Raw genomic sequence first — 25,228 nt, forward strand, 5'->3', positions numbered from 1 at the left:
AGTCCCCTCTCCCCGTTGGGGAGAGGGTTAGGGTGAGGGGAAAAGACTTAAGCGATCGTGACCTTACTGTCCAGATAGACGTCCTGAACCGCGTTGATCAGCTTCACGCCGTCGGCCATAGATTTTTTGAACGCCTTACGGCCGAGGATCAGCCCCATGCCGCCAGCGCGTTTGTTAATCACCGCCGTGCGCACCGCATCGGTCAGGTCGGTTTCACCGCCTGCCGCACCGCCGGAGTTAATCAGCCCGGCGCGGCCCATATAGCAGTTCGCCAGCTGGTAGCGCACCAGATCGATCGGGTTGTCGCTAGTCAGCTTGCTGTAGACGCGGTCGTCGGTATAGCCAAAGTTCACCGCTTTATAGCCGCCGTTATTCTCGGCCATTTTCTGCTTCACTATGTCCGCGCCGATGGTCGCCGCAAGGTGGTTTGCCTGACCGGTCAGATCCGCAGACACGTGGTAATCCACACCGTCTTTTTTGAACGAGCCGTTACGCAGATAGGCCCACAGCACGGTTACCATGCCCAGCTCGTGGGCGCGCTCGAACGCCGCGGAGCTCTCTTCTATCTGACGACGCGACTGTTCAGAACCGAAATAGATGGTTGCCCCGACCGCCACCGCACCCATATTGAACGCCTGCTCGACGCTGGCGTAGAGCGTCTGGTCGTATTCGGTTGGGTAGCTCAGGGTTTCGTTGTGGTTCAGCTTAACGAGGAACGGAATGCGGTGGGCATAGCGACGCGACACGGAGGCCAGCACGCCGTAGGTGGAGGCCACGCAGTTACAGCCCGCCTCAATCGCCAGCTCGACGATATTTTTCGGATCAAAATAGAGCGGGTTCGCGGCAAACGATGCCCCCGCAGAGTGTTCAACGCCCTGGTCAACGGGCAGAATAGAGAGGTACCCGGTTCCGCCCAGGCGGCCGGTATTATAAAGCGTCTGCATGTTTCGCAGTACGGCAGGAGGACGGTTATTGTCGACCATGACGCGGTCTACGTAATCATGGCCAGGCAGATAAAGCTGGTCGGCTGGAATGGTCATACAACGATGCTGTAAAGGCTGTCGGCGTCTTTGCCAAGCAGTTGCGCAATATCAGTCATAGTGATGCTCCCGTAAGTCCGACATGATGTCGGAGCGTGTGATCCAAGCCCACGTTTTTGCAGGCAGACTAAGCCTGGTACCGACTTAACCTATTTTCCACCATTTGCAACTTTTTTAAGCACAATCTGCTGGCTCGTTTCGTGTACAACATTTTTGTTACACTGATCAAACAATCGCCTTAAAGGTATTTAAAAGGTATTATCACATGGTATGTTACATGCGTACCTCTGACATGCAGGATTAAAAAATGAAAACGAAAGTCCAACTGTCATTCATGATGTTCGTTGAATGGTTTATCTGGGGCGCATGGTTTGTGCCGCTGTGGCTGTGGCTGAATAAGAGCGGGTTTACCGCCGGGGAAATTGGCTGGTCGTACGCCTGTACCGCTATTGCCGCGATCCTCTCTCCTATCCTGGTCGGCTCGCTGACGGACCGTTTCTTCGCCGCCCAGAAAGTGCTGGCCGTGCTGATGTTCGCTGGCGCGATTCTGATGTATTTCGCAGCACAGCAAACCCAGTTCAGCACCTTCTTCCCGCTGCTGCTGGCCTACTCCCTGACCTATATGCCGACCATCGCGCTGACGAACAGCATCGCTTTTGCGAACGTCGATGACGTGGAGGCTGATTTCCCGCGCATCCGCGTGATGGGCACCATCGGCTGGATTGCATCCGGTCTGGCGTGCGGCTTCCTGCCGCAGATGATGGGCTATAGCGACATCTCTGACACCAATATCCCGCTGCTGATGACCGCTGCCAGCTCCCTTCTGCTCGGCGTCTTCGCACTTTTCCTGCCGAATACCCCGCCGAAGAGCACCGGCAAGCTGGATATCAAAGTGATGCTGGGGCTGGATGCGCTGATCCTGCTGCGCGATAAAAACTTCCTGGTGTTCTTCTTCTGCTCATTCCTGTTCGCCATGCCGCTGGCTTTCTACTACATCTTTGCCAACGGCTATCTCACCGAAGTGGGGATGAAAAACGCCACCGGCTGGATGACCCTCGGCCAGTTCTCTGAAATCTTCTTCATGCTCGCTCTGCCGTTCTTTACCAAACGCTTTGGTATTAAGAAGGTCTTGCTGCTGGGGCTGATCACCGCCGCCATTCGCTACGGCTTCTTTGTTTACGGCGGCGCCGAACAATACTTCACCTACGCCCTGCTGTTCCTCGGCATTCTGCTGCACGGCGTAAGCTATGACTTCTATTACGTCACCGCGTACATCTACGTGGATAAAAAAGCGCCCGTGCATATGCGCAACGCGGCGCAGGGCTTGATCACGCTGTGCTGTCAGGGCTTTGGTAGCCTGCTGGGTTACCGTCTCGGCGGCGTGATGATGGAAAAAATGTTCGCCTATAAAGAGCCGGTGAATGGGCTGACCTTCAACTGGGCCGGAATGTGGACGTTTGGTGCAATCATGATTGTAGTGATTGCCGTGCTGTTTATGCTGTTTTTCCGCGAATCGGATAAAGAGATCACCGCAATTGAGGTGGTTGATGGCGATACCGCGCTGACACGAGGGGAAGTTAAATGAAACAAGACCGTATTCTCGGTGCTCTTTACGGGCAGGCGTTAGGGGATGCGATGGGGATGCCGTCTGAACTGTGGCCGCGCAAGCGGGTGAAAGCGCACTTCGGCTGGATCGACCGTTTCTTACCCGGCCCGGCTGAGAATAATGCCGCCTGCTACTTTAATCAGGCCGAATTTACGGATGATACGTCGATGGCGCTGTGCCTGGCCGACGCGATTATCGAATGCGACGGGGAAATTAATCCTGACGTTATCGGTAAGCATATTCTGGACTGGGCGCTGGATTTTGACGCGTTCAATAAGAATGTGCTCGGCCCGACCTCCAAAATTGCCCTGAACGCCATCCGTGACGGCAAGCCGGTGAGCGAGCTGGAAAATAACGGCGTCACCAACGGGGCGGCGATGCGCGCCTCCCCGCTGGGATGCCTGCTACCGGCCACGCGTCTGGCACATTTTGTTGAACAGGTTGCGTTAGCCTCCAGCCCGACCCATAAATCGGATCTCGCCATCGCCGGTGCGGTGGTGATCGCGTGGGCGGTTTCACGCGCTATCGACGGCGAGCGCTGGCAGAACATCGCCGATGCCCTGCCGGGTATTGCCCGTGCGGCGCAGGAGGCGAACACAACCACTTTCAGCGCATCGCTTTCCGCTCGTATTGAGCTGGCCCTGAAAACCGTGCGCGAAGCCAACGGTACGGAGTCCGCCAGCGAGCAGATCTATCAGCTTATTGGCGCGGGCACGAGCACACTGGAGTCCGTACCGGCGGCGATTGCGATGGTCGAACTCGCGGGCACCGATCCGAACCGCTGCGCGGTGTTATGCGCCAACCTGGGCGGTGATACGGACACTATCGGCGCGATGGCAACGGCCATCTGTGGCGCGCTGCACGGTGTACAGGCCATTGATCCGGCGCTTAAAAGCGAACTTGATGCCGTAAACCAGCTTGATTTTGGACGCTACTGCGAAAAACTACTGCACTTCCGGGAGCAAAGGGAGGGCGTATGAGTGCTTTTGCCCGCCGTCTCGAAACCCTTCACGCTACGCGCCCCGTAACGGTGCTCGGCGCGGCGGTCATCGACGTGATTGCCGACGCCTACGCCCTGCCCTGGCGCGGGTGTGATATCGAGCTGAAGCAACAGGGAGTGAATATTGGCGGCTGCGCGCTGAATATCGCCATCGCCCTCAAGCGGCTCGGCATTGCAGCGCAAAACGCGCTTCCCGTTGGCCACGGCGTGTGGGCCGATATTATCCGTAATGCCATGGCGAAGCAGGATCTGCACAGCGCCGTGGAAGCGGAAACGGGCGATAACGGCTGGTGCCTGGCGCTGGTGGAGCCTGACGGTGAACGGACCTTCATGTCGTTTAGCGGCGTGGAGAATCAGTGGCAGCAACGCTGGCTGGACGGGTTAAGCGTGCCAGAGAAAAGCCTGGTCTATTTGTCCGGCTACCAGCTGGCGTCGCCCAGCGGCGAGCTGCTAACGGCCTGGGTGGAACGTCTTCAGGATGTGACGCTCTTTATCGATTTCGGTCCGCGCATCGCGGATATTCCCGACCCGCTGATGGCGCGGATTATGGCCCGTAAACCGGTTGTCTCGCTCAATCGGCAGGAGGCGGAACTTGCCGCCGAATGGCTTGGCGTGAACGTGGAACAGCTCGGCACTCAGTGGCAGCAACGGTTTGGCGCTGCGCTAATCGTACGCCATGATAAAGACGGGGCGGTCTGGTACGACGCTGACGCTTCCGGACACGTTCCGGCGTTTCCTGCTACCGTCGTCGATACCATCGGTGCCGGTGACAGCCATGCGGGAGGTACCCTTGCCGGGCTGGCTGCGGGATGGTCACTGCCAGAGTCGGTACAGCTTGGCAATGCCGTGGCCGCCTGGGTAGTCAGCCATCGCGGTGGAGACTGCGCCCCCACGCGCGAGGCCCTACTCCTCGCACACAAAGACGTATAGGTCGCTGCGGCAGTAGCTGATGCTGTACTCAATTGGCCGCTGCTGTTGATCGAGCGCGACTTGCTTGATCACCAGCACCGGTATCTTATCGTCCATCTTGATATGCGCCTGAAACTCGCTGTCCGGCATCCGGGCGCTGACGCGGGAACGGGTGCGCTGCGGAAAGATATTCTGGCTGCGGAAGTAATCATAAAGCGAGACGCCAATGTCGTCCGGGTTGGGAATTAATCCTACCGGTACCCAGGACTCCTCTATCGATACCGCATCGTCATCCACGTAACGGATGCGCTTAAGTAAAAACACATCGCTTTCCGGCGCAAGGGAAAGATGGCGGGCGATCTCTTCCGGGCACTTCACGATGCGTTTATTGACCCACAGGGTGTTGGGCGTTTTGCCACGCAGCACCACCTGCTGAGAAAAGCCGCGCGCCTCTTTCAGCGAATATTCAAAGATATTGTTGATTTGCGTCCCGTATCCACGCGCGCGGGTAACGACGCCAGCCTCTTCCAGCGCCTGCATGGCTTTACGCACCGTAATACGCGACACACCGGCCAGCTGGCTCAGATCGCGCTCGCCGGGCAAAATATTACCGTGCGCGAGCACACCGCTGCGCACCGCGTTCTTGACCGTTTCGGCAAATTTCAGATACAGCGGCGTGTTGTCCGGTGCGGCAATTCGTTCCTTGAGTTGAGCAATTAACCGGGTATGCGCTTGTTCCATCTCTGTTTTTCTCTGGCATGAGTTTCATGCCAGTATACGGCTTACCACCATGCATGAAAATGGTGAACCGGACCAATACCGTGACCCACTTCCAGAGAATCGGCTTTTGCCAGCGCGCCCGAGAGCCAGACCTTCGCCTCCTGCACCGTATCCGCCCATGTGGCGTGACGAGGACGCAGCGCCGCCAGCGCCGCCGAGAGCGTACAGCCCGTGCCGTGGGTGTTTTTGGTCTGGACGCGTGGCGCGGTGAAACGTTGCGTGCCATCGTGGGTGAAAAGCCAGTCCGGGCTTTCTGCATCATCAAGATGGCCGCCTTTCATCAGCACCGCGCGACACCCCATCGCCAGCAGCGCATTCCCCTGCTCTTTCATCTCACGTTCGTTTTGCGCGTGTGGCGCATCCAGCAGCGCGGCGGCTTCAGGCAGGTTTGGCGTGATCAGCGCAACCTGCGGCAGCAGCTTTTTACGCAGAGTGTCGACAGCCGAGGCGGAGAGCAGCGGATCGCCGCTTTTGGCCAGCATCACGGTATCAAGCACCACGTTTTTTATCTGGTAGTGTTTGAGACGTTCAGCGACCGCTTCAACAATGTCCGCCTCTGCCAGCATGCCGATCTTGGTGGTGTCGATACGTACGTCGCTGAATACCGAATCCAGCTGCGCGGCGACAAAATCCGGGTCAATGCGATACACCGACTGTACGCCGCGCGTGTTTTGCGCAACCAGCGCGGTGATAACCGAGCACCCGTATGCGCCGAGCGCAGAGAAGGTTTTCAGGTCTGCCTGGATCCCCGCTCCGCCGCTTGGATCGGTTCCCGCAATAGTCAGGGCATTAATGCGTGTCATACCTGTTCCTTCAGCGCGTAAAGCGCGTCCAGAAACGCGGAGACAAAGCTGCCGGGCCCCCGGCTTTGAGTCAGGGCAACTGACCCTGCGCGCTTCATAAAGCCGCAGGCTGCCGCCGCGTTATCAAGCCTGTCGCCAGGCAGCGAGCAGCAGGCGGCGACGACCGCCGAGAGCGCACAGCCAGTTCCTACCACGCGGGTCATCAGCGGGTCGCCCCCCGCGACCGTACGGGTTCGCTGGCCGTCGGTGATGTGATCCACTTCCCCTGTGACGACTACAACGGCGTGGGCCTGGCGGGCAAGCGCCTGCGCAGCGGTCAACGCGCTCGCTGCCGTATCGGTGGAATCGACCCCACGTCCGCCCGCACTCATTCCGGCAAGGGCGAGGATTTCGGAGGCGTTGCCACGAATGGCCGCAGGTTTAAGGGATAATATTTGCTGGCAAAAACGGGTGCGGAACGCCAGCGCGCCAACCGCGACGGGGTCCAGAACCCAGGGTGTGCCCGCGGCTACCGCGCTCTCAATAGCCCGACGCATCGACTGGGCGCGCGGCGCGGTGAGCGTGCCAACGTTGACGAGCAGGGCATCGGCAAGCGCGGCAAACTGTTCCGCTTCCTCGGCTTCGATCACCATTGCCGGGGAAGCACCGAGCGCGAGCAGAACGTTGGCGGTGAAGGTCTGCACGACATCGTTGGTCATACAGTGCGTGAGCGGGGAACGGGTTCGGAATTGATGTAAAACGTGTGAGTCGAGCAGGTCAGGCTGCATGGTTTCGCTCCTACCGTGCGGAAAGAAGCGATGACCGGGTAGGCATCTGACTTCCCTACGCTGGCATTATCCAGATCAGGTAATACGGGTATTTCTCAGCCTTCGCAAGGAAGGGCACCCCGAGTCAAATCATTTATAAAACAAAAGTTTAAACAATACTTTGTTATTTAGTGTACCCGTGGTTGAGCCTGCTGACAACCATTTTCCCTTTATCTCACTGCCTCAGAAGGTACAGACGGGTTCAGGTTACACAAAAAATGAGAAATTCTATTGTTCATTTTCCGGTATTATTTGTACTGAATAAATAACTAACATTGAATTCACATTAAAAATATCTTTATTTAATGTCTACATTGAAAATCTTACGGAAGAATATCTTGCCCTTTATTTAAATACACCCACTCGATAATGTTTACTTTCAGCTTTAAAGGTTGTGATTTTCATTTGAAAAACCCCGTGTAAACCTTAATTTCCATCACTTAAATAAAAACCGCATAAGTGTTAAAATAAAATCTCATAAAAATCATAAGGTTAAATTAAGACAGTTCGCAAGCGCATCACAACAAATTGATTTTAAAGAAGAAACAATGCAAGAGCATTATTTCTCATCATTCTTATCATTAATAAGAAACATGATCAAAATCAATATTTCTCGCCGCGAAATATCTATAGTTTCGCTCCGTTACCAACATAAATATTAAATACAACTATAAAATTCGACACACTTAAACTTACCCATTCAGCTCTGCTTAAACAAACGTTAGCAATATCGCTAGCGTATATTTTATCTGCCAAACACTGTGAGTCATTTCAAATGAAACCTGTTAGACAAACCGTCATCGCTGTCGCTATTATCGGTGCTCTTTTTGCTGGTACAATGAACGTAGCTAAAGCTGCTGATGTAAATGTAACTCTTAACGATAATGTTACCAATTCAGGTACTTTTATTCAGGTTCAAGGGACTAACAACACCGCATATAACCTTGATAACATCAAGGCTAGCAACACTCAACAAGACGGACAAATCTATAATCTGCAAGGGGATGTTGAGAAGGCAAACATTGCTATCAATAATGCGCAAGATACTGCTAACACTGCTGTAAATAAAGCTGATGCTGCTCAAGCTGGTGTTAATGCTAATGCACAATTTAACTCTACTTTGAATCAGAAAGTAGATGACAACAAAGCTGATCAGATCTCCACCGACAACAAACAAAATATTTTGATTAATGACATTAAAAACAAAGCAGACACTGCTTTACAGGGTGTTGTTAACAATGGTTCCGATATTAAATCATTGCAAGATGAAAGCGCGTTACAAGGTTCTGTATTGATTAACCATGATCAACGGATCACCGCTTTAGAGAACCAAACACCACCTAAAGACGGTGTTAATGGTAAAGATGGTGTTGACGGTAAAGACGGGGCAACGGGTGCTACAGGCGCTGCAGGTGCAACTGGTGCGCAAGGTTTAAAAGGTGATACAGGCGCACAAGGAATAGCTGGGAAAGATGGTGCTCCAGGTGTTAAGGGTGAGAAAGGAGATAAAGGAGATTCCATCAAAGGTGATAAGGGCGACACTGGCGCTAAAGGTGATAAAGGGGATGCAGGTAAAGCTGGCTCTAACGGAATCACAACTACCATCACTAAGAAAGAAGTTGATACTAAAACTATCAATCTGGTTAAGTCACTCAATACCCAAACTACAGCACAAGCTAAAGATCTGAAAGCTGCTCAACAAGTGTTCGCACAAGCGCAAGCTAACACTAACTCTCAATTCAAGAGCCTGAAAGATGAAGTTGATAGCAATAAGAAAGAAGCCCGTTCAGGTGCTGCTAGCGCTGTAGCTATCGCCTCTATGCCTCAAGTAGAGAAAGAACAGGCTGTCATGTTCTCTGCTGGTGTAGGTAGCTTTAAAGACGAGCAAGCTGTTAGTGTGGGTGCATCCTTCCACGTTGGTAGCAACACCATCGTTAAAGCTGGCGTAAGCGATTCTACAAATAATGATCTTGCTATGGGCGCAGGCATCGGGATTGGCTTTTAAGAAAAACACGTAACTCGACTACATTCATAATAGAGGAAGCTTTTCAGGGCGACAGTACTTCGCTGATGGAAAGTATGATGATGGCCAATAACATGCTCAAACACATTTTTATTTCAGCTGCCCTGTATCTATTGCTTATTTCGGTCGGGGTCTGGATCGGCATTATGTACGTTTCTTATTATTTGTGTCGTTTTTAAGGTGATAAAATGAAAAAATCAATGATGCTAGTGTTAAGCGCTGCCGTACTTGCTGGGTGTATTTCGCCTGCACACGCCATTAGCGCACACTATCGTGCTCAGTTAGAGCGCTCGGGATGCACGCAAATTAGCGCTGGCGATGGATCTTGCGATATCAGCAAAACCAAAGCGGAAAACGCGGCACAACACGAACCAACGGCATCCGTTCACGATCCCCTTCGCGAAGCCTCGTTCTCGTCGGATACGGTTAACGCTACCCTTTCTAACGGCTTTTTTAGCGCTACCGTGAACGGCAAAAAAGCCAGCGTTAAACGTCTGAATGCGAATTTTTATGAGATCCATGGTAACGGTTTTGTGATATCGATAAGTCTGGATGAAAACGGTATTACGGACGCGTCATGGAATAAAACAAAGGGACGTGAACACGGCGTTTTACGCGTTACCCAAAAATAAACAGTCTAAGGAGGCTCTCCGCCTCCTTTTAGCCTGCCAGGCGCACAATTTGCCACACTCTTTCATCTGATTTTACAATGCTGACAATCCATATATAACCCACTGTTTTTATTGAGAATAAACTGCATATTTTTGCCGGAAAATGAGGTTATCCCCTCCCCTGTACCCTGTGTCACAAAACAGTAAACAAATTAACCATTGAGCCCGGTGACAAAAGGCTCTATATTGGCGGCGTTTTTTTCAGGCCCCATCTGTTTTTTAACTTTTTATTCAATCGTTGCTCATAACGAAGCGGCGGTTGTAGGAGTGATATGATGACGGATAAAGTCCGTATTGACACCGTAGATGCCCACAAAAGCAACGAAACCTATCTGGCCCGTCAGGCCGAGTTTGAATCTAACGTCAGGAGTTATCCGCGCAAACTGCCTTTAGCGATCACGAAAGCAGAAGGCGTGTGGATCACCGATGCAGATAATAAAGAATACCTTGACTGTTTAGCAGGCGCAGGCACCCTCGCGCTTGGCCACAATCATCCTGATGTGCTGAAAAGCATCCAAAATGTCATTACCAGCGGCTTGCCGTTACATACCCTGGATCTGACTACGCCGTTGAAAGACGCGTTTTCAGAATACCTACTCTCTCTGTTGCCTGGTCAGGGCAAAGAGTACTGTCTGCAATTCACTGGCCCGTCCGGGGCTGACGCCGTTGAAGCGGCGCTGAAGCTGGCGAAAAAAGTAACCGGTCGCAGCGGTATCATCAGTTTCTCTGGTGGTTACCACGGTATGACCCACGGTGCACTGTCCGTCACCGGTAACCTGTCTCCGAAAGAAGCGGTTGACGGTATGATGCCAGAAGTCCAGTTCATGCCTTACCCACACGAGTACCGCTGCCCACTGGGTATCGGTGGTGAAGCGGGCGTGAAGGCGCTGACCTACTACTTCGATAACCTGATCAACGACGTTGAAAGCGGCGTGCGTAAACCTGCCGCGGTGATCCTTGAAGCTGTTCAGGGCGAAGGCGGCGTGAACCCGGCTCCGGCTGAGTGGTTGCAGCGCATCCGTAAAGTGACTCAGGAACACGGCATTCTGCTGATCCTCGACGAAGTTCAGGCTGGCTTTGCCCGTACCGGTAAATTCTTTGCCTTCGAACACGCAGGCATTGAGCCTGACATCATCGTGATGTCCAAAGCAGTTGGCGGCGGTCTGCCACTGGCTGTGCTCGGTATCAAGAAGCAGTTCGATGCGTGGGCGCCTGGTCACCACACCGGTACCTTCCGCGGCAACCAGCTGGCGATGGCAACCGGTCTGACGACGCTGAAGATCCTGAAAGACCAGAATATCGCGGGCAAAGTTGCCGCACAGGGCGAATGGCTGAAAGGCCAGCTGAAAGAGATGGCGAAACGCTATCCGGTGATCGGCCACGTTCGCGGTCTGGGCATGATGATCGGTATTGAAATCGTTAAGCCACATGAAGCCGCCGACCACATGGGTTGCTTCCCGGGCGATGGCGAGCTGTCTGCACTGATCCAGAAGAAGTGCTTCGAAGCAGGCCTGATTCTGGAGCGTGGCGGCCGTAACGGTATCGTTCTGCGTCTGCTGCCGTCACTGCTGATCAGCGATGACGAGCTGAAAGTCTTCCTGGATAAATTCGAGCAGGCACTGCTTGCTGCGGGCGTTCGCCCGGCGTAACCGGAGTTGTTGATTACGATGTCTGATTCAAACCCAATTTTGTTCTCCTCTGCCCAGAGCATTGAAGCTTACCAGCAGGCGATTGAACAAAGCACTCAGGCTGTGATGCAGTGGCTGAAACAGCCTGAGATGTACCAGGGCAAAACGGTCGCGGAGCTGCGCGACCGTATTAAGCTGGATTTCAACCCGAAAGGGCTGGGCAACGAAGCGGCGATTGAACGCGCCGTGGAGTTCTTCCTGAAAGACAGTTTGTCCGTTCATCACCCGCAGTGCGTGGCGCACCTGCACTGCCCAAGCCTGGTCGTAAGCCAGGCGGCGGAAGTGCTGATTAACGCCACCAACCAGAGTATGGACTCCTGGGATCAAAGCCCGTCCGCAACCATTATTGAGATCAAGCTGATCGAATGGCTGCGTACCCGCGTGGGTTATCAGGCTGGCGACGCAGGCGTCTTCACCAGCGGCGGCACCCAGAGTAACCTGATGGGCCTGATGCTGGCGCGTGATGCGTTCTTCGCGCGTCAGGGCCACTCGGTACAGCAGGACGGTCTGGTGGGCGATCTGCGCAAAATTCGCGTGCTGTGCTCTGAAAACGCCCACTTCTCCGTGCAGAAAAACATGGCGCTGATGGGCCTGGGCTACCAGTCCGTGGTGCAGGTGAAAACTGATGAATTCTCCCGCATGGATCTCACCGATCTGGCGGCGAAAATCGAACAGTGCAACGCGAACGGCGAACAGATTCTGGCGATTGTGGCCACGGCCGGCACGACGGATGCGGGTGCTATCGATCCGCTGCGTGCCATTGCCGAGCTGGCTGCGAAACAGAATATCTGGGTACACGTTGATGCGGCCTGGGGCGGCGCGCTGCTGATGTCTGAGCAGTATCGTCACTACCTGGACGGCATCGAGCTGGTGGACTCCGTAACGCTGGACTTCCACAAGCAGTTCTTCCAGACCATCAGCTGCGGTGCCTTCTTGCTGAAAGAAGCACGTCATTATGAGCTGATGCGCTATCAGGCGGCTTACCTGAACTCTGAGTTCGATGAAGAAGCGGGCGTGCCTAACCTGGTTTCCAAATCTCTGCAAACCACCCGTCGTTTCGACGCGCTGAAACTGTGGATGAGCCTGGAAGCGCTGGGTCAGGAGCAATACGCGGCAATTATCGATCACGGCGTGACGCTGGCACAGCAGGTTGCGGCTTACGTAAAAGAGCAGTCTGCTCTGGAACTGGTTATGCAACCCCAGCTGGCAAGCGTGCTGTTCCGCTTCCGTCCGCAGACCCAGATGGCTGACGCCGATATCGCCCTGCTGAACCAGAAAATTGGCGATGCACTGCTGGAATCCGGCCGCGCAAACGTCGGGGTGACCGAGCATAACGGCGTCACCTGCCTGAAGCTGACCCTGCTGAACCCAACCGTGACGCTGGAGGACGTTAAAGTCCTGCTGTCTCTGGTTGAGCATACCGCGCAGGAAGTGATGGCGAAGTAATGCTTTTCCCTCTCCCATCCGGGAGAGGGTTTATTTTCCCGTCCTGACGCCCCTATCCTTTTTTCCTCGAAGCATAACCGTAGTCATACTGGCTGTACCCCGAGCTGTAAAACAGCGCTGCGGATTTAACAATATCGTTGAGGATTGTGCCGCTGACCTTCACGCCAACGTGCTGTAGACGTTTAACGGTATTCTCCATCTCTTTCACGCTGGTTTTATCGTAACGGGCAACCATTAGCGTTGTTCCGGCTGCTCTGGCAACCAGCGCGGCATCATTGACGGCAAGAACTGGGGGTGTATCGATGATGACAATGTCATAGTGCTCGTTAACCCAGGACATGATGTCAATGAACCGTTCGCTTAACAGCATTTCTAACGGACGCAGGGGTTCCGGGCCGCAGGTGATGACGTCAATTCCCCCTTTTTCAGCATGCTGAATGACCTCCCCAAAGTCGCGCTTCCCCTCCAGCAGGCAGGATAATCCGTGGCGGTTCTCCAGGCCAAAAATATTATGCACATAACCCTGGCGCATATCCGCATCTATAAACAGCGCACGCTGACCGCTCTGCCCGGCAATGGCCGCCAGGTTCGTCGCCACCAGCGTTTTTCCGCAGTCCTGCGTGGGGCCAGAAATCATCACAATGCGATTCTCAGCCTCCATCATGGTGAAATGCAGACTGGTTCGCAGCCCGCGTACCGCTTCAACAAACATATCAGCAGGTCGATCGACTGGCAGGAAAGGTACATCCGAGGTTTTGTGTGTCCAGCGACGAGAAAACGGATTTTTTCTGCGCAAATGCGTTTTACTCCACAGCCACTGTGAACGTGGTAACGTCGCCAGAACCGGCATCCCCTGCGCTTCCAGCTGTTCGGAAAGCGTGATCCCACGTTTGAACGCCTGGCGTACCAGTACGGTCCCCATTGAAAGGATGAGCCCGAACAGCACGCCAAGCGCAATGATTAGCGCTTTTCGCGGTTTTATCGGATCCGGGAGTGTAACCGCCTCATCAATGATCCTCACGTTCCCGACAGCGCTGGAGCGGGAAATATTCAGCTCCTGCTGACGCGTCAAAAGCTGTAAATAAATCGTGCGGCCCGACTCAACATCGCGGCTCAGGCGTAAAATCTCCTGCTGCGTGGAGGGCATTGAGGACACACGGTTATTAAGACGATCCCGTTCCCGCACAAGGGTTTGTCTTTTTTCATGCAATGCACGGTAGGTAGGGTGACTCTTTTTAAAGAGCTGGGAAATTTCTGCCTCCCGGAACGTCAGCTCATTTAGCTGATTCTCAACGTTCACAACCTGATCCAGGACGGATTTTGCCTCTAAAGACAGATCCACAGAGTCGCGCTGCGCCCGGTAGGCATTCAGCCGCGCTTCAGCCTGATCCAGGTCCGCTCTGATTTTCGGTAACTGCTCCTGTAAAAAATCCAGACTACGCGAATCCTGAGCCTCCTGGCGCGCGATATTTTGCTGAAGATAATTTTCAGCAATCGCATTCAGCACCCGGGCGATTTTGTCAGGATCTTCACCCGTCAGGGTTAAGGTCACAATACCGCTCTGTTTCTCCGATTCCACGACCGTCAGACGCTTCTTCAGTGCATTGATCGTCTCCAGGCGCGTCAACGACTTAAGCGAAAACTGTGTGCCTGGCGTCGCCTCAATCGAGGTCACCCGCAGCACGATCCCTTGCGTAACCAGCGTTTTACCCACCTGGCCGTCTGCCTCAATGTTTTCGCCCGTCAGGTGATACCTTCCCGCTTCCTGTACGGTCAGCGTGAGTTCTTGCGCTTTGCCCTCCACCTGCGGGATCTGGAGTTCGCCTAACGTTATGTTGCCCTGCCCACGCCCTTGCAGACGCTGCCAGAGACGCCCCACCACAGGCAAAACGCGCTGCTTTGCCTGATACGTCAGATCTAATTTGTCGACGGTCTCGCCGAGGATCATGCGAGATTTCAACAGTAAAATTTCAGGGGCAACATCCGGCGAAATATCGGTGCCCAGCTGGCTCAAGCCTTTGAGCAGGCCGTTATCCTGTTTGCTTTCTATTTGCACCATAGCATCCGCCTGATAAACAGGTGGCGTAACCCAGGCATAGAGGCCCGCGCATAGAGTGAAAAGGAAAGTCACGCACAATATCATCGTGCGGTGGTCGATCATTTCGCCGAGCAAACGAACGAGATCGATTTCATTTTGTTCGGGTGCCCCTGCACCATAACTGTCTGTTGTGTAAGACGACATTAATGCTTTATTCCTTTCTGTCCTAAACGACGTGCCCATTCCTGGCTGGCTTTACCCAATAGCCCGAACACATATTCAAACGCTTCACGGCTTTTACGATAGGGGTCTGGGATATCCTGCGGCTCCAACCACTGCCCAAAAAGCAGCGACTTCCCCCTGTTTTCCGGTGCCATGGCTGCAATGAAGCGAAGATGTTCCGGCTCCATAACCAGGATGAGATCGGATCCCTGCATCAGCCTGCGTGTCAGCCTGCGCGCCACATGACCGTCGAGGGAGATCCCATGCCGCCAGGCCACGTCCTGGGCGCACTCATCCGCCGGATACCCCTCAAGGCCGAGTATTCCCGCCGAGGTGATGTGTCTGTCGGGCAAGTGCTGGCGCAAAAGCCGTTCTCCAATCGGAGAACGGCAGACATTTCCGGTACATACCACGAGTATTGATTCGAACATTATTGCGGCCACGATCTGATATAACGAACCGTTTCGGTGAGGTCATGCACCCCGCTGATTGTCGGAACAAGCTGTGTTATTACGCGATTCCAGCGGGAGAGTGGAGCAGTGGTGACATAGACAATGTCGTAAGGCTCAAGCTGAAACTCGGTGCCCAGCACCATGGCTGAAGCGTCTTTTGCATTCAGTTGATAGATATTCGCAATTTTCCCGGACTCGCGTACCGAGCGGATAACAAAAATACCCGTCGCATCAGCCATATTCTGGTCCAGGCCACCGGCATTGCCGAGCGCTTCGGCCAACGTCATGCCGCTGCGATCCATCTTCAGCGTGCTCTGTTTAACAACTTCGCCCATCACGAATACTTTCAGCGCATCGTTGCGGGGAATAAACAAGATGTCGCCAGGGTTGAGCAGCTTATTCTGGGTTAAATCGCCATGCTGCATCAGGGCATACAGGGAAATTCGGGAATCCTGACCGTTGTGAGTCAGCACCACGTTCCGCCAGTCCGCATCAGCAGTAAGCCCACCTGCGGCATTAACGGCATCCGTAACCGTCAGCGGAATGTTGGTGATGGCCTGCTGGCCAGATTTCGCCACTTCTCCCGTAACGTAGGCTTTTTGCGAACGGAAAGCGGCAACGCTGACGTCGACCTGGGGGCTTTCAATGACGTTATCCAGCCGCGCGGTGATCTCCTCGCGCACTCTGGAAACCGTTTTTCCCGCCACGTGCAGTTTACCCACGTAAGGATAAAAGAGCGTGCCATCGGCATTGACCCAGTTTCCCGTATCGCTTGCGCTGCGATACTGTCCCGCGGGCGTAGTCAGCTCCGGGTGATCCCAGACGGTGACCGTCAGGATGTCACCGATTCCAATACGGTATTCCCAGTTTTTGACCTGCTCATCAAGATTAGGATTTGCCTGAGATTTAGCTGCTGCGGGACGTAGTTTCTCAATTAATCCGGGCGTAAGTGGATAAATTTCGATTTGTTTATCTAAACTATTATTGAGATCAGCCGGCGCAATTATTTTTTTGCCTGCGGAACTTAACGTTTGGCCAGGAGAAATTACGCACCCCGCCAACTGACTTATTGCTAAGAATATTACAGATAATGCTGTTGTGTTTTTCATTTATATATACTTATCATCCCTGCTCGTAGCGAACGCCCGACGGGGCGCAGCCCTGCGCTAACCCACGCTTGAAATAAGTTTCTTTTCAAGGGAATACTAAAACGTAATCTAAAAGTGAAGACACGAATTGCCCGATCTGTGACGGGCAATTAATTAAAATATAATCTTCCTGAAAATCTTAAAGCCTGTGGCAAAAAAAAGCACGATCTACAGTTTATAAAATTACGGCAACAATGTATTTTCAGAATTAATTCAGCAAAACGATAGTTACAATGAATTATTCCCGTCAGCACGCATTCATATCAAAAATACTCACAACCGCTGGCACTACACAAAACCGTTCACTTTTGTTACATTTTTTTTCAAACACACCCTGTTTTGATACTTAAAATGGGCTGTCTGCCGCACTGTCCCCCGCAGACAAGCGTATCCGTAACGATATCACTGGAGAAAAAATGGCTAAGCGTAAATTGGTGCTTCTGGGTGTATTACTGTCTCTGGCGGGCTCCGCATTCGCAGCCCCGCAAACGGCCGCCGCGCCTTCCGGCATTAAGGCTTATGAAGAGCAGGAGTTCATCGCCGACTTCACCAAATTTAAGATTGGCGATACCGCGCCCGCGCAGTATCAGACGCCAGAGTACACCATCAAACAGTACCAGCTACGTAACCTTCCCGCGCCCGATGCCGGTACGCACTGGACCTACATGGGTGAAAATTATGTTCTGATTGGCGATGCTGATGGCAAAATCTACAAAGCCTATAACGGAGATATTTTCTATCACCGCTGATACGATGATCCGGCCCTGGCAGGAGGACGACCGGCCATTTCTGCGCACGCTGTACCTGCATGCACGACGCGTGGCCTGGCCATGGCTGGACAATTCTGAATGGCAGCTTGAGGATTTTGACGCCGCAACGCGTGACGAGCAGATCTGGGTTGCGATTCACGACGGTCACCGGGTAGGGTTTGCCTCCGTCTGGGAAAATGATAACTTTTTGCACAATCTGTTTGTCGACCCGCAGTATCAGCGTCTGGGAGTTGGCCGTTTGTTACTGGAACAAGTACAGAGGACGTTTACCAGTACAGGCGCCCTGAAGTGTCTGGTGAAGAATGAGCGAGCGGTTGCGTTTTACCAGCGCCACGGCTGGCACATTGAGGCGACGGGGGATTCTCCGGAAGGAGAGTATTATTTGATGCACTATCGGCTTGGGTAAAGTCAGGTGGCGCTACGCTTACCTGACCTACAAAATCGAGGTAGGCCGGGTAAGGCGAAGCCGCCACCCGGCACTAACGCGCAGAGGCGTTACACCGCGCGGAAGGCGATCTCACTCGGGATCACGTCCCCCTGCCAGTACAGTTGCGCCGCAACGCGCCCCGCCAGCTGACGATAGATTTCCGTGAATTCGCTATCAGGACGGCTGACCACCGTCGGCTTACCGCTATCCAGATCTTCGCGCAGTGTGATATGCAACGGCAGTTGCCCCAGCAGCTGGGTGTGATATTGCGCCGCCAGCTTCTCCGCACCGCCGGTACCGAAGATCGGCTCATGGTGTCCACAGTTGCTGCAAATGTGCATGCTCATGTTTTCGACGATGCCGAGTACCGGCACCTCCACCTTCTCGAACATCACGATGCCTTTTTTGGCGTCGATCAGCGCGATATCCTGCGGCGTGGTGACCACGACGGCGCCGGTGACCGGAATGTTCTGCGCCAGCGTCAGCTGGATATCACCGGTGCCCGGCGGCATGTCCAGCACCAGATAATCGAGGTCAGGCCACATTGTCTCCTGCAACATTTGCAGCAACGCTTTGCTGGCCATCGGGCCGCGCCAGACCATTGCGTTATCGTCCGTGACCAGGTAACCAATGGAGTTGGTCGCCAGACCGTGCGCCACGATCGGCGCCATGTGGGTACCGTCCGGCGAAGTTGGACGCTGGTTTTCAGCACCCAGCATGTTCGGAATGGACGGGCCATAAATATCAGCATCCAGAATGCCGACTTTCGCCCCTTCTGCCGCCAGAGCAAGCGCCAGGTTCACGGCGGTCGACGATTTACCCACCCCACCCTTGCCAGAACTGACGGCGATGATGTTCTTCACGCCGTTAACGCCCGGCTGATTTTTCACGCGCTTGAGCGTGGCGATGCTGTGGCTTAGCTTCCAGTCAATTGCTTTTGCGCCAGTAATGCGCAGCAGCTCAGAGCTGGTTTGCTCTTTCAGGGCATCAAAGGCGCTGGTCCAGACGAACGGCATCTGCAGCTCAATGTGCAGCGTATCGTCCAGCCATGCGACATGATGAAGCGCTTTCAGCGTCGTGAGATTGTGCTTCAGGGTTGGATGCTGAAAATTAGCCAGCGTCCCGGCGACCATTGCTCGTAAGGCTTCCGGTGATTTGGCCTGGGATTGAGAACTCATCCCGACTCCTTTGTTCTTGTGAATAAGACCTTAGATGAACAAGTTTACCTGAAAGGCCGTGGTTTGTGCTTACTTAATAATGCCCCTTTTGGTAATATCGAAAACCCTTTTTACAGTTAAAAGAAGTAATGCCTACTATGACTCAAGTCGCGAAAAAAATTCTGGTAACGTGCGCCCTGCCGTACGCCAACGGCTCAATCCACCTCGGCCACATGCTGGAGCATATCCAGGCTGATGTCTGGGTCCGTTACCAGCGAATGCGCGGCCACGAGGTGAATTTCATCTGTGCGGACGATGCCCACGGCACCCCAATCATGCTGAAAGCGCAGCAGCTGGGAATTTCCCCGGAACAGATGATCGCCGAAATGAGTCAGGAGCATCAGACCGATTTTGCTGGCTTTGACATCAGCTATGACAACTATCACTCCACGCACAGCGACGAGAACCGCGAGCTGTCAGAGCTGATCTACACCCGTCTGAAAGAGAATGGTTTCATTAAAAACCGCACCATCTCTCAGCTGTACGATCCGGAAAAAGGCATGTTCCTGCCGGACCGTTTCGTCAAAGGCACCTGTCCGAAATGTAAATCCCCGGACCAGTACGGCGATAACTGCGAAGTGTGTGGCGCGACCTACAGCCCGACCGAGCTTATCGAGCCGAAATCCGTGGTTTCCGGCGCCACGCCGGTGATGCGTGACTCCGAGCACTTCTTCTTCGACCTGCCGTCGTTCAGCGAAATGCTGCAGGCGTGGACCCGCAGCGGCGCGCTGCAGGAGCAGGTGGCGAACAAGATGCAGGAGTGGTTTGAATCCGGTCTGCAGCAGTGGGATATCTCCCGCGATGCGCCATACTTCGGCTTCGAAATCCCGAACGCGCCGGGCAAATATTTCTACGTCTGGCTGGATGCGCCAATCGGCTACATGGGCTCCTTCAAGAACCTGTGTGACAAGCGCGGCGATACCCTAAGCTTCGACGAGTACTGGAAGAAAGATTCCACCGCCGAGCTGTACCACTTCATCGGCAAAGACATCGTTTACTTCCACAGCCTGTTCTGGCCAGCGATGCTTGAAGGCAGCAATTTCCGCAAGCCGACTAACCTGTTCGTACACGGCTACGTAACGGTCAACGGTGCGAAGATGTCCAAATCTCGCGGGACGTTTATTAAGGCCAGCACCTGGCTGAACCACTTCGATGCGGATAGCCTGCGCTACTACTACACCGCGAAGCTCTCTTCCCGCATCGACGATATCGACCTGAATCTGGAAGATTTCGTGCAACGCGTGAACGCGGACATCGTCAACAAGGTGGTGAACCTGGCGTCCCGTAACGCAGGTTTTATCGCTAAACGCTTTGACGGCGTGCTCTCTGCCGAACTGGCCGATCCTGAGCTGTATAAAACCTTCACCGACGCCGCCGCTGCGGTTGGCGAAGCCTGGGAAAGTCGTGAATTTGGTAAAGCCATTCGCGAAATCATGGCGCTGGCAGACGTGGCCAACCGATATGTCGACGAGCAGGCACCATGGGTGGTGGCGAAACAGGAAGGCCGCGACGCCGACTTGCAGGCGATCTGCACCATGGGTCTGAACATGTTCCGCGTGCTGATGACCTGGCTGAAGCCGGTTCTGCCGCAGCTGGCAGCCCGCGCGGAAGCATTCCTGAACACCGAACTGACCTGGGATGCCATCCAGCAGCCGCTGCTCGGCCACAAGGTGAACACCTTCAAGGCGCTGTATAACCGCATCGAGATGAAACAGGTTGACGCGCTGGTGGAAGCATCAAAAGAAGAGGTGAAAGCGGCTGCCGCGCCGGTGACCGGCCCGCTGGCGGACGATCCGATTCAGGAGACCATCACCTTTGATGATTTCGCCAAAGTCGACCTGCGCGTGGCGCTGATCGAAAACGCGGAGTTCGTGGAAGGTTCTGACAAACTGCTGCGTCTGACGCTGGATCTGGGCGGCGAGAAACGTAACGTCTTCTCCGGCATTCGTTCAGCGTACCCTGATCCGCAGGTGCTGATCGGTCGTCAGACCGTGATGGTGGCAAACCTGGCGCCGCGTAAAATGCGCTTCGGCATCTCTGAAGGGATGGTGATGGCCGCAGGCCCGGGCGGAAAAGACATCTTCCTGTTAAGCCCTGACGAAGGCGCGAAGCCGGGTCAGCAGGTGAAGTAATAAATAAGCCGGATGAGAATCCGGCTTTTTTTTGCCCGGCGGCGCTACGCTTGCACTGGCCTACGAGTTTTTAGGCCGGGTAAGGCGAGGCCGCCACCCGGCTAAAAATCACCCCTTCTGGTTATGCACCCGCTGCGTCAACCCACGCAGGAAATAACGCAGAAACTGATCCCCACACTCGCGGTAATTTTTATGATCCGGCGCGCGCATCATGGCGGTGATTTCCGGCATCGACACGCGAAATTTCTGCTCGGTCATGATCGCCAGAATGTCGTCAGTTTTCAGGGAGAACGCAATACGCAGCTTTTTCAGCACCGTGTTGTTATTCACCCGACGCTCCAGCGCCAGCTCAGGCGCAGATTCATCTTTGCCGCGCTTGTCGTAGATCAGGCCGTTCAGGAAGCCCGACAGAATGATGTCCGGGCAGCGAACAAAACCCTCTTCATCTTCTTTAGTCATCCAGGTGTCGAACCCGGCGGACGTGGATTCCATGTCGGAGAGCGCAAGAATGCGCACCATGTCATTATTGTTCGCTTTCAGGGTGTAGCGCAGGCTACGAAGAATATCGTTACTTAGCATAGAGCCTTCGAATGTCGATGATGCAATGGCGCGCAGTGTACCAGTTTTACAGCCCTATCGCCTCTTTCAAACTTTTCAGATAGCGACGACTGACGGGCACGGTTTGCCCTGCACGTAGCACCAGTTCGGCCTGGCCGTTATCTTCCAGGCGGATCTCCTTCAGGTGCGCCATGTTCACCAGATACTGTCGATGACAGCGAATCAGCGGCGTGCGGCTCTCCAGCGTGCGTAACGTAAGCTCGGTAAAGCCTTCGTTGCCTTCAGCGCTGGTGACGTATACCCCGCTCAGACGACTGCTGACAAAGGCAACGTCGTCCATTTGCAGGAGGTAAATCCGGCTGTGCCCGGTACAGGGGATAAACTTCAGGGGCTGCTGATGCTCCGGCAGCAGCGTCACGTCCTGCGCGGTACGCTCCTGGCGCAGACGGGTCAGGGTCTTTTCAAGGCGTTTCTCTTCAATCGGTTTCAGCAGATAATCAAACGCGTGCTCTTCAAACGCCTTTACCGCGTACTCATCAAAGGCCGTCAGAAAGACGATATAGGGGCGGTGCTCCGGGTCGAGCATGCCGACCATCTCCAGACCGCTGATGCGCGGCATCTGAATATCGAGGAACAGCACGTCCGGGCGCAGTTTATGCACAGCCCCGATGCCTTCAATGGCATTGGCGCATTCCCCCACGACCTCAATATCACTCTGCTCCTGCAACAGGACACGCAGGTTTTCCCGTGCTAACGGCTCATCATCAACAATCAGCACTCTTAACATGCGTTCTCCTCCAGCGGCAATCGTAAGGTAATTCGGGTATAGCGGTCTGGCTCACAGGCGACGGTGATACCGCAGTCATCACCAAAATGTGCGCGCAGGCGCTTATCCACCAGGCTCATGCCCAGACCGCCTGACGCGGAGGCTTCATACAGCCCCGCGTTATCTTCAATATCCAGCACCAGATGGTGGTTAAAACGGGAAGCGGAAATCATGATTTCTCCGGTTCCCAGCAGCTGCGACGTCCCGTGCTTAATGGCGTTCTCCACAATCGGTTGCAGGGTAAAGGCCGGAAGATGCTGATACGCCAGCTCATCCGGGACGGATAACGACACCTGTAATCGTGACTGGAAGCGCGCTTTTTCAATTTGCAGATAGGCGTTTACATGCTCAATCTCGTCCGCGAGGGTGACGATCTCCGAGGGACGCTTCAGGTTTTTGCGGAAAAATGTCGACAGAAATTGTACCAGCTGCGCGGCTTGATCGCTGTCGCGGCGGATCACCGCCTTCAGCGTGTTGAGCGCGTTAAACAGGAAATGCGGATTCACCTGAGCGTGCAGGAGCTTAATTTCTGACTGCGTCAGCAGCGCTTTTTGCCGTTCATACTGCCCCGCCAGGATTTGCGCCGAAAGCAGCTGGGCGATCCCCTCCCCCAGCGTGCGGTTGATGGAGCTGAACAGGCGATTTTTGGCTTCGTAAAGCTTAATGGTGCCCATGACGCGCTGGTTTTCGCCCCGCAGGGGAATGACCAGCGTAGAGCCAAGTTTGCACTGCGGATGCAGGGAACAGCGGTACGGCACTTCATTCCCGTCGGCATACACCACTTCACCCGTTTCAATAGCGCGCAAAGTGTAGGCCGAGGAGATCGGCTTACCTGGAAGATGGTGGTCGTCCCCGGTACCGGTAAACGCCAGCAACTTTTCGCGATCGGTAATCGCCACGGCCCCGATATCCAGCTCTTTATACAGCACCTGCGCCACCTTCATGCTGTTCTCCTCGTTGAATCCCTGCCGCAGGATCCCTTCCGTCGACGCCGCAACTTTTAAGGCGGTGGCAGAAAATGCCGAGGTGTATTTTTCGAACATGGCGCGTTTGTCGAGCAGAATGCGCATAAACAGCGCCGCACCAACGGTATTGGTGACCATCATCGGTGCGGCAATGCTGCTGACCAGATGTAACGCATCGTCAAACGGGCGCGCGATCAGCAGGATGATCGCCATCTGCGCCATTTCCGCCACGAAGGTGATCGCCCCGGCGGTAAGGGGACTGAACACTTTATCCGGCCGTCCGCGCTTAATCATATAGCTGTGGACGAGACCACCGAGCAGCCCTTCGACAATGGTGGAGATCATGCAGCTTAGTGCCGTCATACCGCCCATCGAATAGCGGTGCAGGCCGCCGGTTAACCCCACCAGACCGCCCACGACCGGGCCTCCGAGCAGCCCGCCCATTACCGCGCCAATGGCGCGCGTATTGGCGATGGAATCTTCAATATGGAGACCAAACCAGGTCCCCATAATGCAGAATATGGAAAATACGACGTAGCAGAGGAATTTGTGCGGCAGACGGACGGTGACCTGCATCAGCGGAATGAACAGGCGCGTTTTGCTCATCAACCAGGCGATGACAAGAAACACGCACATCTGCTGAAGCAACAGCAGCACCAGATTAAACTCGTACATACTCACAAACCGCACATTCTAAAAACGCGTAACATACACTGATGGCGGTTAACTTTCTTTGAAACGTGCCAAAAAAGCGATAAATCGTGTCCGTCATCACACCTTTTGCCGGAGATAACCTGTCTTTCGTATAATTTGTACAAAAAAGAATCAAATTTTCCTGGTTCCGCAAAGTGGGTCTACAGTTAAGCTGGGGACGCGCAAGCCTGGGGGCGAAAATGGCGCTTTACACGATAGGTGAAGTGGCACTCCTGTGTGATATCAATCCCGTTACGCTACGGGCGTGGCAGCGACGGTATGGATTGCTTAAGCCGCAAAGAACGGACGGCGGGCACCGCCTGTTTAACGATGCGGATATTGACCGGATACGCGAGATCAAAAGCTGGATCGACAATGGCGTACAGGTAGGCAAGGTGAAGTCGCTTCTGAGCCAGGACGATCCTGATACGCAGCATCTCTGGCGCGAGCAGCAGGAAACGCTGCTGAGGCTGTTGCAGACCGGCAATTTGCAGCGTCTGCGCGGCTGGATCAAAGAACAGGGTCGAGACTACCCCGCGCAAACCCTGATCACCCATCTTTTTATTCCCCTACGGCGTCGGCTTCAGTGTCAGCAAACCACCTTACAGGCACTGCTCAGTATGCTTGATGGCGTGCTGATTAACTATATTTCCGTCTGTCTTGCCTCAGCGCGGAATAAAAACAGCAAAGATGCGCTGGTGATCGGCTGGAACGTCCACGATACCACCCGGCTGTGGCTCGAAGCCTGGATTGCCACCCAGCAGGGCTGGCGCGTTGACGTGCTTGCACACTCCCTGGCACAGCTCAGGCCGGAACTGTTTGAGGGGCAGACGCTGCTGGTCTGGTGTGGCGAAGTCCCCTCCGCTTCCCAGCAGCAGCTCCTGACGGAATGGCGCGAACATGGTTATCCCGTTTACTCGCTGGGGCCAAATGCGTTGTAACGGCATTTAATGGTTCATTAACAGCTGCGCTTCACCGTATAATTGTTCCGTTAACAACAGGAGCACA

At 54.2% G+C, this 25,228-nt stretch carries 21 protein-coding genes, 1 pseudogene and 1 riboswitch; of the genes and pseudogenes, 11 read left to right on the forward strand and 11 right to left on the reverse strand.

The genetic code is table 11. The features are described from left to right. Positions 1–47: 47 nt before the first annotated feature. A pseudogene (fbaB, locus tag ACOTX2_RS02015) lies at positions 48–1,099 on the reverse strand (class I fructose-bisphosphate aldolase). A gap of 248 nt (positions 1,100–1,347) precedes the next feature. On the opposite strand from fbaB, the gene ACOTX2_RS02020 reads away from it, so the two are divergent. From ACOTX2_RS02020 to ACOTX2_RS02030, 3 genes are read left to right on the forward strand one after another with little or no spacing between them, the layout of a single operon-like run. Further along, positions 1,348–2,625, forward strand: coding sequence for a nucleoside permease (locus tag ACOTX2_RS02020; RefSeq protein WP_063147719.1), 1,278 nt, complete (start codon positions 1,348–1,350; stop codon positions 2,623–2,625). Then, on the forward strand, positions 2,622–3,626 hold the full coding sequence (locus tag ACOTX2_RS02025; protein ID WP_023300562.1) for an ADP-ribosylglycohydrolase family protein: 1,005 nt from the start codon (positions 2,622–2,624) through the stop codon (positions 3,624–3,626). The genes ACOTX2_RS02020 and ACOTX2_RS02025 overlap by 4 nt, the downstream gene beginning before the upstream one ends. Continuing rightward, complete coding sequence (locus ACOTX2_RS02030) at positions 3,623–4,576, forward strand: PfkB family carbohydrate kinase (protein ID WP_063147718.1); 954 nt, start codon at positions 3,623–3,625, stop codon at positions 4,574–4,576. The genes ACOTX2_RS02025 and ACOTX2_RS02030 overlap by 4 nt, the downstream gene beginning before the upstream one ends. On the opposite strand, the gene ACOTX2_RS02035 is transcribed toward ACOTX2_RS02030, so the two are convergent. From ACOTX2_RS02035 to thiM, 3 genes are read right to left on the reverse strand one after another with little or no spacing between them, the layout of a single operon-like run. Then, positions 4,550–5,296 carry a GntR family transcriptional regulator gene (locus ACOTX2_RS02035; RefSeq protein WP_022648658.1) on the reverse strand — a complete coding sequence of 249 codons (747 nt, stop codon included), beginning with the start codon at positions 5,294–5,296 and terminating at the stop codon, positions 4,550–4,552. The genes ACOTX2_RS02030 and ACOTX2_RS02035 overlap by 27 nt on opposite strands. Positions 5,297–5,337: 41 nt before the next feature. Beyond that, positions 5,338–6,138, reverse strand: coding sequence for a bifunctional hydroxymethylpyrimidine kinase/phosphomethylpyrimidine kinase (thiD, locus tag ACOTX2_RS02040; RefSeq protein WP_023300565.1), 801 nt, complete (start codon positions 6,136–6,138; stop codon positions 5,338–5,340). Beyond that, complete coding sequence (thiM, locus tag ACOTX2_RS02045; RefSeq protein ID WP_063147717.1) at positions 6,135–6,905, reverse strand: hydroxyethylthiazole kinase; 771 nt, start codon at positions 6,903–6,905, stop codon at positions 6,135–6,137. The genes thiD and thiM overlap by 4 nt, the downstream gene beginning before the upstream one ends. A gap of 35 nt (positions 6,906–6,940) precedes the next feature. Then, positions 6,941–7,037: riboswitch (TPP riboswitch) on the reverse strand. 682 nt (positions 7,038–7,719) lie between these two features. On the opposite strand from thiM, the gene ACOTX2_RS02050 reads away from it, so the two are divergent. The 4 genes from ACOTX2_RS02050 to ACOTX2_RS02065 all read left to right on the forward strand — a co-directional run bounded on the left by ACOTX2_RS02050 (position 7,720) and on the right by ACOTX2_RS02065 (position 12,772). Next, positions 7,720–8,949: a YadA C-terminal domain-containing protein gene (locus ACOTX2_RS02050; RefSeq protein ID WP_063147716.1), complete on the forward strand. Its 1,230-nt coding sequence runs from the start codon at positions 7,720–7,722 to the stop codon at positions 8,947–8,949. A 206-nt stretch (positions 8,950–9,155) separates the two neighbouring features. After that, entirely contained in the window at positions 9,156–9,599 is a 444-nt protein-coding gene (locus ACOTX2_RS02055; protein WP_022648666.1) for a hypothetical protein, read from the forward strand. Between the two features lie 311 nt (positions 9,600–9,910). Beyond that, a complete protein-coding gene (locus ACOTX2_RS02060) occupies positions 9,911–11,287 on the forward strand; it encodes a diaminobutyrate--2-oxoglutarate transaminase (RefSeq protein ID WP_032623920.1) in 1,377 nt (458 codons plus the stop codon). Positions 11,288–11,305: 18 nt separating this feature from the next. Further along, positions 11,306–12,772: a pyridoxal phosphate-dependent decarboxylase family protein gene (locus ACOTX2_RS02065; RefSeq protein WP_063147715.1), complete on the forward strand. Its 1,467-nt coding sequence runs from the start codon at positions 11,306–11,308 to the stop codon at positions 12,770–12,772. 52 nt (positions 12,773–12,824) lie between these two features. Here ACOTX2_RS02065 and ACOTX2_RS02070 read toward each other — a convergent pair whose 3' ends face one another. From ACOTX2_RS02070 to ACOTX2_RS02080, 3 genes are read right to left on the reverse strand one after another with little or no spacing between them, the layout of a single operon-like run. After that, positions 12,825–15,014, reverse strand: a complete 2,190-nt coding sequence (locus tag ACOTX2_RS02070; RefSeq protein ID WP_058677655.1) for a polysaccharide biosynthesis tyrosine autokinase — start codon at positions 15,012–15,014, stop codon at positions 12,825–12,827. Then, entirely contained in the window at positions 15,014–15,463 is a 450-nt protein-coding gene (locus tag ACOTX2_RS02075) for a phosphotyrosine protein phosphatase (RefSeq protein ID WP_022648670.1), read from the reverse strand. Before ACOTX2_RS02075 ends, ACOTX2_RS02070 begins: the two co-directional genes overlap by 1 nt. Continuing rightward, positions 15,463–16,593 (reverse strand): polysaccharide export protein, encoded by a 1,131-nt coding sequence (locus tag ACOTX2_RS02080; protein ID WP_063147714.1) that lies wholly within the window; start codon positions 16,591–16,593, stop codon positions 15,463–15,465. The genes ACOTX2_RS02075 and ACOTX2_RS02080 overlap by 1 nt, the downstream gene beginning before the upstream one ends. Positions 16,594–17,048: 455 nt before the next feature. Here ACOTX2_RS02080 and ACOTX2_RS02085 point away from each other — a divergent pair, with 455 nt between their 5' ends. Both ACOTX2_RS02085 and ACOTX2_RS02090 read left to right on the forward strand, forming a co-directional pair. Further along, positions 17,049–17,381, forward strand: a complete 333-nt coding sequence (locus tag ACOTX2_RS02085; RefSeq protein WP_022648672.1) for an RcnB family protein — start codon at positions 17,049–17,051, stop codon at positions 17,379–17,381. Further along, positions 17,332–17,808: a GNAT family N-acetyltransferase gene (locus ACOTX2_RS02090; protein WP_032622520.1), complete on the forward strand. Its 477-nt coding sequence runs from the start codon at positions 17,332–17,334 to the stop codon at positions 17,806–17,808. The genes ACOTX2_RS02085 and ACOTX2_RS02090 overlap by 50 nt, the downstream gene beginning before the upstream one ends. 89 nt (positions 17,809–17,897) lie before the next feature. Here the strand turns inward: ACOTX2_RS02090 and apbC are convergent, their stop codons facing one another. Then, the gene (gene apbC / locus ACOTX2_RS02095; protein ID WP_023300574.1) at positions 17,898–19,007 is read right to left on the reverse strand and encodes an iron-sulfur cluster carrier protein ApbC; all 1,110 of its coding nucleotides are present in this window, start codon (positions 19,005–19,007) and stop codon (positions 17,898–17,900) included. Between the two features lie 137 nt (positions 19,008–19,144). Between apbC and metG the strand changes: the two genes are divergently transcribed. Further along, positions 19,145–21,178, forward strand: a complete 2,034-nt coding sequence (metG, locus tag ACOTX2_RS02100) for a methionine--tRNA ligase (RefSeq protein WP_023300575.1) — start codon at positions 19,145–19,147, stop codon at positions 21,176–21,178. 108 nt (positions 21,179–21,286) lie between these two features. On the opposite strand, the gene ACOTX2_RS02105 is transcribed toward metG, so the two are convergent. The 3 genes from ACOTX2_RS02105 to ACOTX2_RS02115 are packed head-to-tail and all read right to left on the reverse strand — an operon-like array spanning position 21,287 to position 24,202. Beyond that, positions 21,287–21,757: a DUF1456 family protein gene (locus ACOTX2_RS02105; RefSeq protein ID WP_015572337.1), complete on the reverse strand. Its 471-nt coding sequence runs from the start codon at positions 21,755–21,757 to the stop codon at positions 21,287–21,289. A gap of 46 nt (positions 21,758–21,803) precedes the next feature. Further along, positions 21,804–22,523, reverse strand: coding sequence for a two-component system response regulator BtsR (gene btsR / locus ACOTX2_RS02110; protein ID WP_022648676.1), 720 nt, complete (start codon positions 22,521–22,523; stop codon positions 21,804–21,806). Next, positions 22,517–24,202 (reverse strand): sensor histidine kinase, encoded by a 1,686-nt coding sequence (locus tag ACOTX2_RS02115; RefSeq protein WP_003859271.1) that lies wholly within the window; start codon positions 24,200–24,202, stop codon positions 22,517–22,519. The genes btsR and ACOTX2_RS02115 overlap by 7 nt, the downstream gene beginning before the upstream one ends. A 218-nt stretch (positions 24,203–24,420) precedes the next feature. Between ACOTX2_RS02115 and mlrA the strand changes: the two genes are divergently transcribed. Continuing rightward, positions 24,421–25,161 carry an HTH-type transcriptional regulator MlrA gene (gene mlrA / locus ACOTX2_RS02120; protein ID WP_022648677.1) on the forward strand — a complete coding sequence of 247 codons (741 nt, stop codon included), beginning with the start codon at positions 24,421–24,423 and terminating at the stop codon, positions 25,159–25,161. The last annotated feature ends 67 nt before the right edge of the window (positions 25,162–25,228 follow it).

This window comes from Enterobacter cloacae complex sp. IR5412 (genome assembly GCF_049237385.1).
In the GTDB taxonomy this organism is placed as follows: Bacteria; Pseudomonadota; Gammaproteobacteria; order Enterobacterales; family Enterobacteriaceae; genus Enterobacter; species Enterobacter intestinihominis.

Bases quoted from the DNA above. Each gene is read 5' to 3' on its own strand.
- ACOTX2_RS02020 (WP_063147719.1), top strand. From the start codon at position 1,348: ATGAAAACGAAAGTCCAACTGTCATTCATGATGTTCGTTGAATGGTTT.
- ACOTX2_RS02025 (WP_023300562.1), top strand. From the start codon at position 2,622: ATGAAACAAGACCGTATTCTCGGTGCTCTTTACGGGCAGGCGTTAGGG.
- ACOTX2_RS02030 (WP_063147718.1), top strand. From the start codon at position 3,623: ATGAGTGCTTTTGCCCGCCGTCTCGAAACCCTTCACGCTACGCGCCCC.
- ACOTX2_RS02035 (WP_022648658.1), bottom strand. From the start codon at position 5,296: ATGGAACAAGCGCATACCCGGTTAATTGCTCAACTCAAGGAACGAATT.
- thiD (WP_023300565.1), bottom strand. From the start codon at position 6,138: ATGACACGCATTAATGCCCTGACTATTGCGGGAACCGATCCAAGCGGC.
- thiM (WP_063147717.1), bottom strand. From the start codon at position 6,905: ATGCAGCCTGACCTGCTCGACTCACACGTTTTACATCAATTCCGAACC.
- ACOTX2_RS02050 (WP_063147716.1), top strand. From the start codon at position 7,720: ATGAAACCTGTTAGACAAACCGTCATCGCTGTCGCTATTATCGGTGCT.
- ACOTX2_RS02055 (WP_022648666.1), top strand. From the start codon at position 9,156: ATGAAAAAATCAATGATGCTAGTGTTAAGCGCTGCCGTACTTGCTGGG.
- ACOTX2_RS02060 (WP_032623920.1), top strand. From the start codon at position 9,911: ATGATGACGGATAAAGTCCGTATTGACACCGTAGATGCCCACAAAAGC.
- ACOTX2_RS02065 (WP_063147715.1), top strand. From the start codon at position 11,306: ATGTCTGATTCAAACCCAATTTTGTTCTCCTCTGCCCAGAGCATTGAA.
- ACOTX2_RS02070 (WP_058677655.1), bottom strand. From the start codon at position 15,014: ATGTCGTCTTACACAACAGACAGTTATGGTGCAGGGGCACCCGAACAA.
- ACOTX2_RS02075 (WP_022648670.1), bottom strand. From the start codon at position 15,463: ATGTTCGAATCAATACTCGTGGTATGTACCGGAAATGTCTGCCGTTCT.
- ACOTX2_RS02080 (WP_063147714.1), bottom strand. From the start codon at position 16,593: ATGAAAAACACAACAGCATTATCTGTAATATTCTTAGCAATAAGTCAG.
- ACOTX2_RS02085 (WP_022648672.1), top strand. From the start codon at position 17,049: ATGGCTAAGCGTAAATTGGTGCTTCTGGGTGTATTACTGTCTCTGGCG.
- ACOTX2_RS02090 (WP_032622520.1), top strand. From the start codon at position 17,332: ATGGCAAAATCTACAAAGCCTATAACGGAGATATTTTCTATCACCGCT.
- apbC (WP_023300574.1), bottom strand. From the start codon at position 19,007: ATGAGTTCTCAATCCCAGGCCAAATCACCGGAAGCCTTACGAGCAATG.
- metG (WP_023300575.1), top strand. From the start codon at position 19,145: ATGACTCAAGTCGCGAAAAAAATTCTGGTAACGTGCGCCCTGCCGTAC.
- ACOTX2_RS02105 (WP_015572337.1), bottom strand. From the start codon at position 21,757: ATGCTAAGTAACGATATTCTTCGTAGCCTGCGCTACACCCTGAAAGCG.
- btsR (WP_022648676.1), bottom strand. From the start codon at position 22,523: ATGTTAAGAGTGCTGATTGTTGATGATGAGCCGTTAGCACGGGAAAAC.
- ACOTX2_RS02115 (WP_003859271.1), bottom strand. From the start codon at position 24,202: ATGTACGAGTTTAATCTGGTGCTGCTGTTGCTTCAGCAGATGTGCGTG.
- mlrA (WP_022648677.1), top strand. From the start codon at position 24,421: ATGGCGCTTTACACGATAGGTGAAGTGGCACTCCTGTGTGATATCAAT.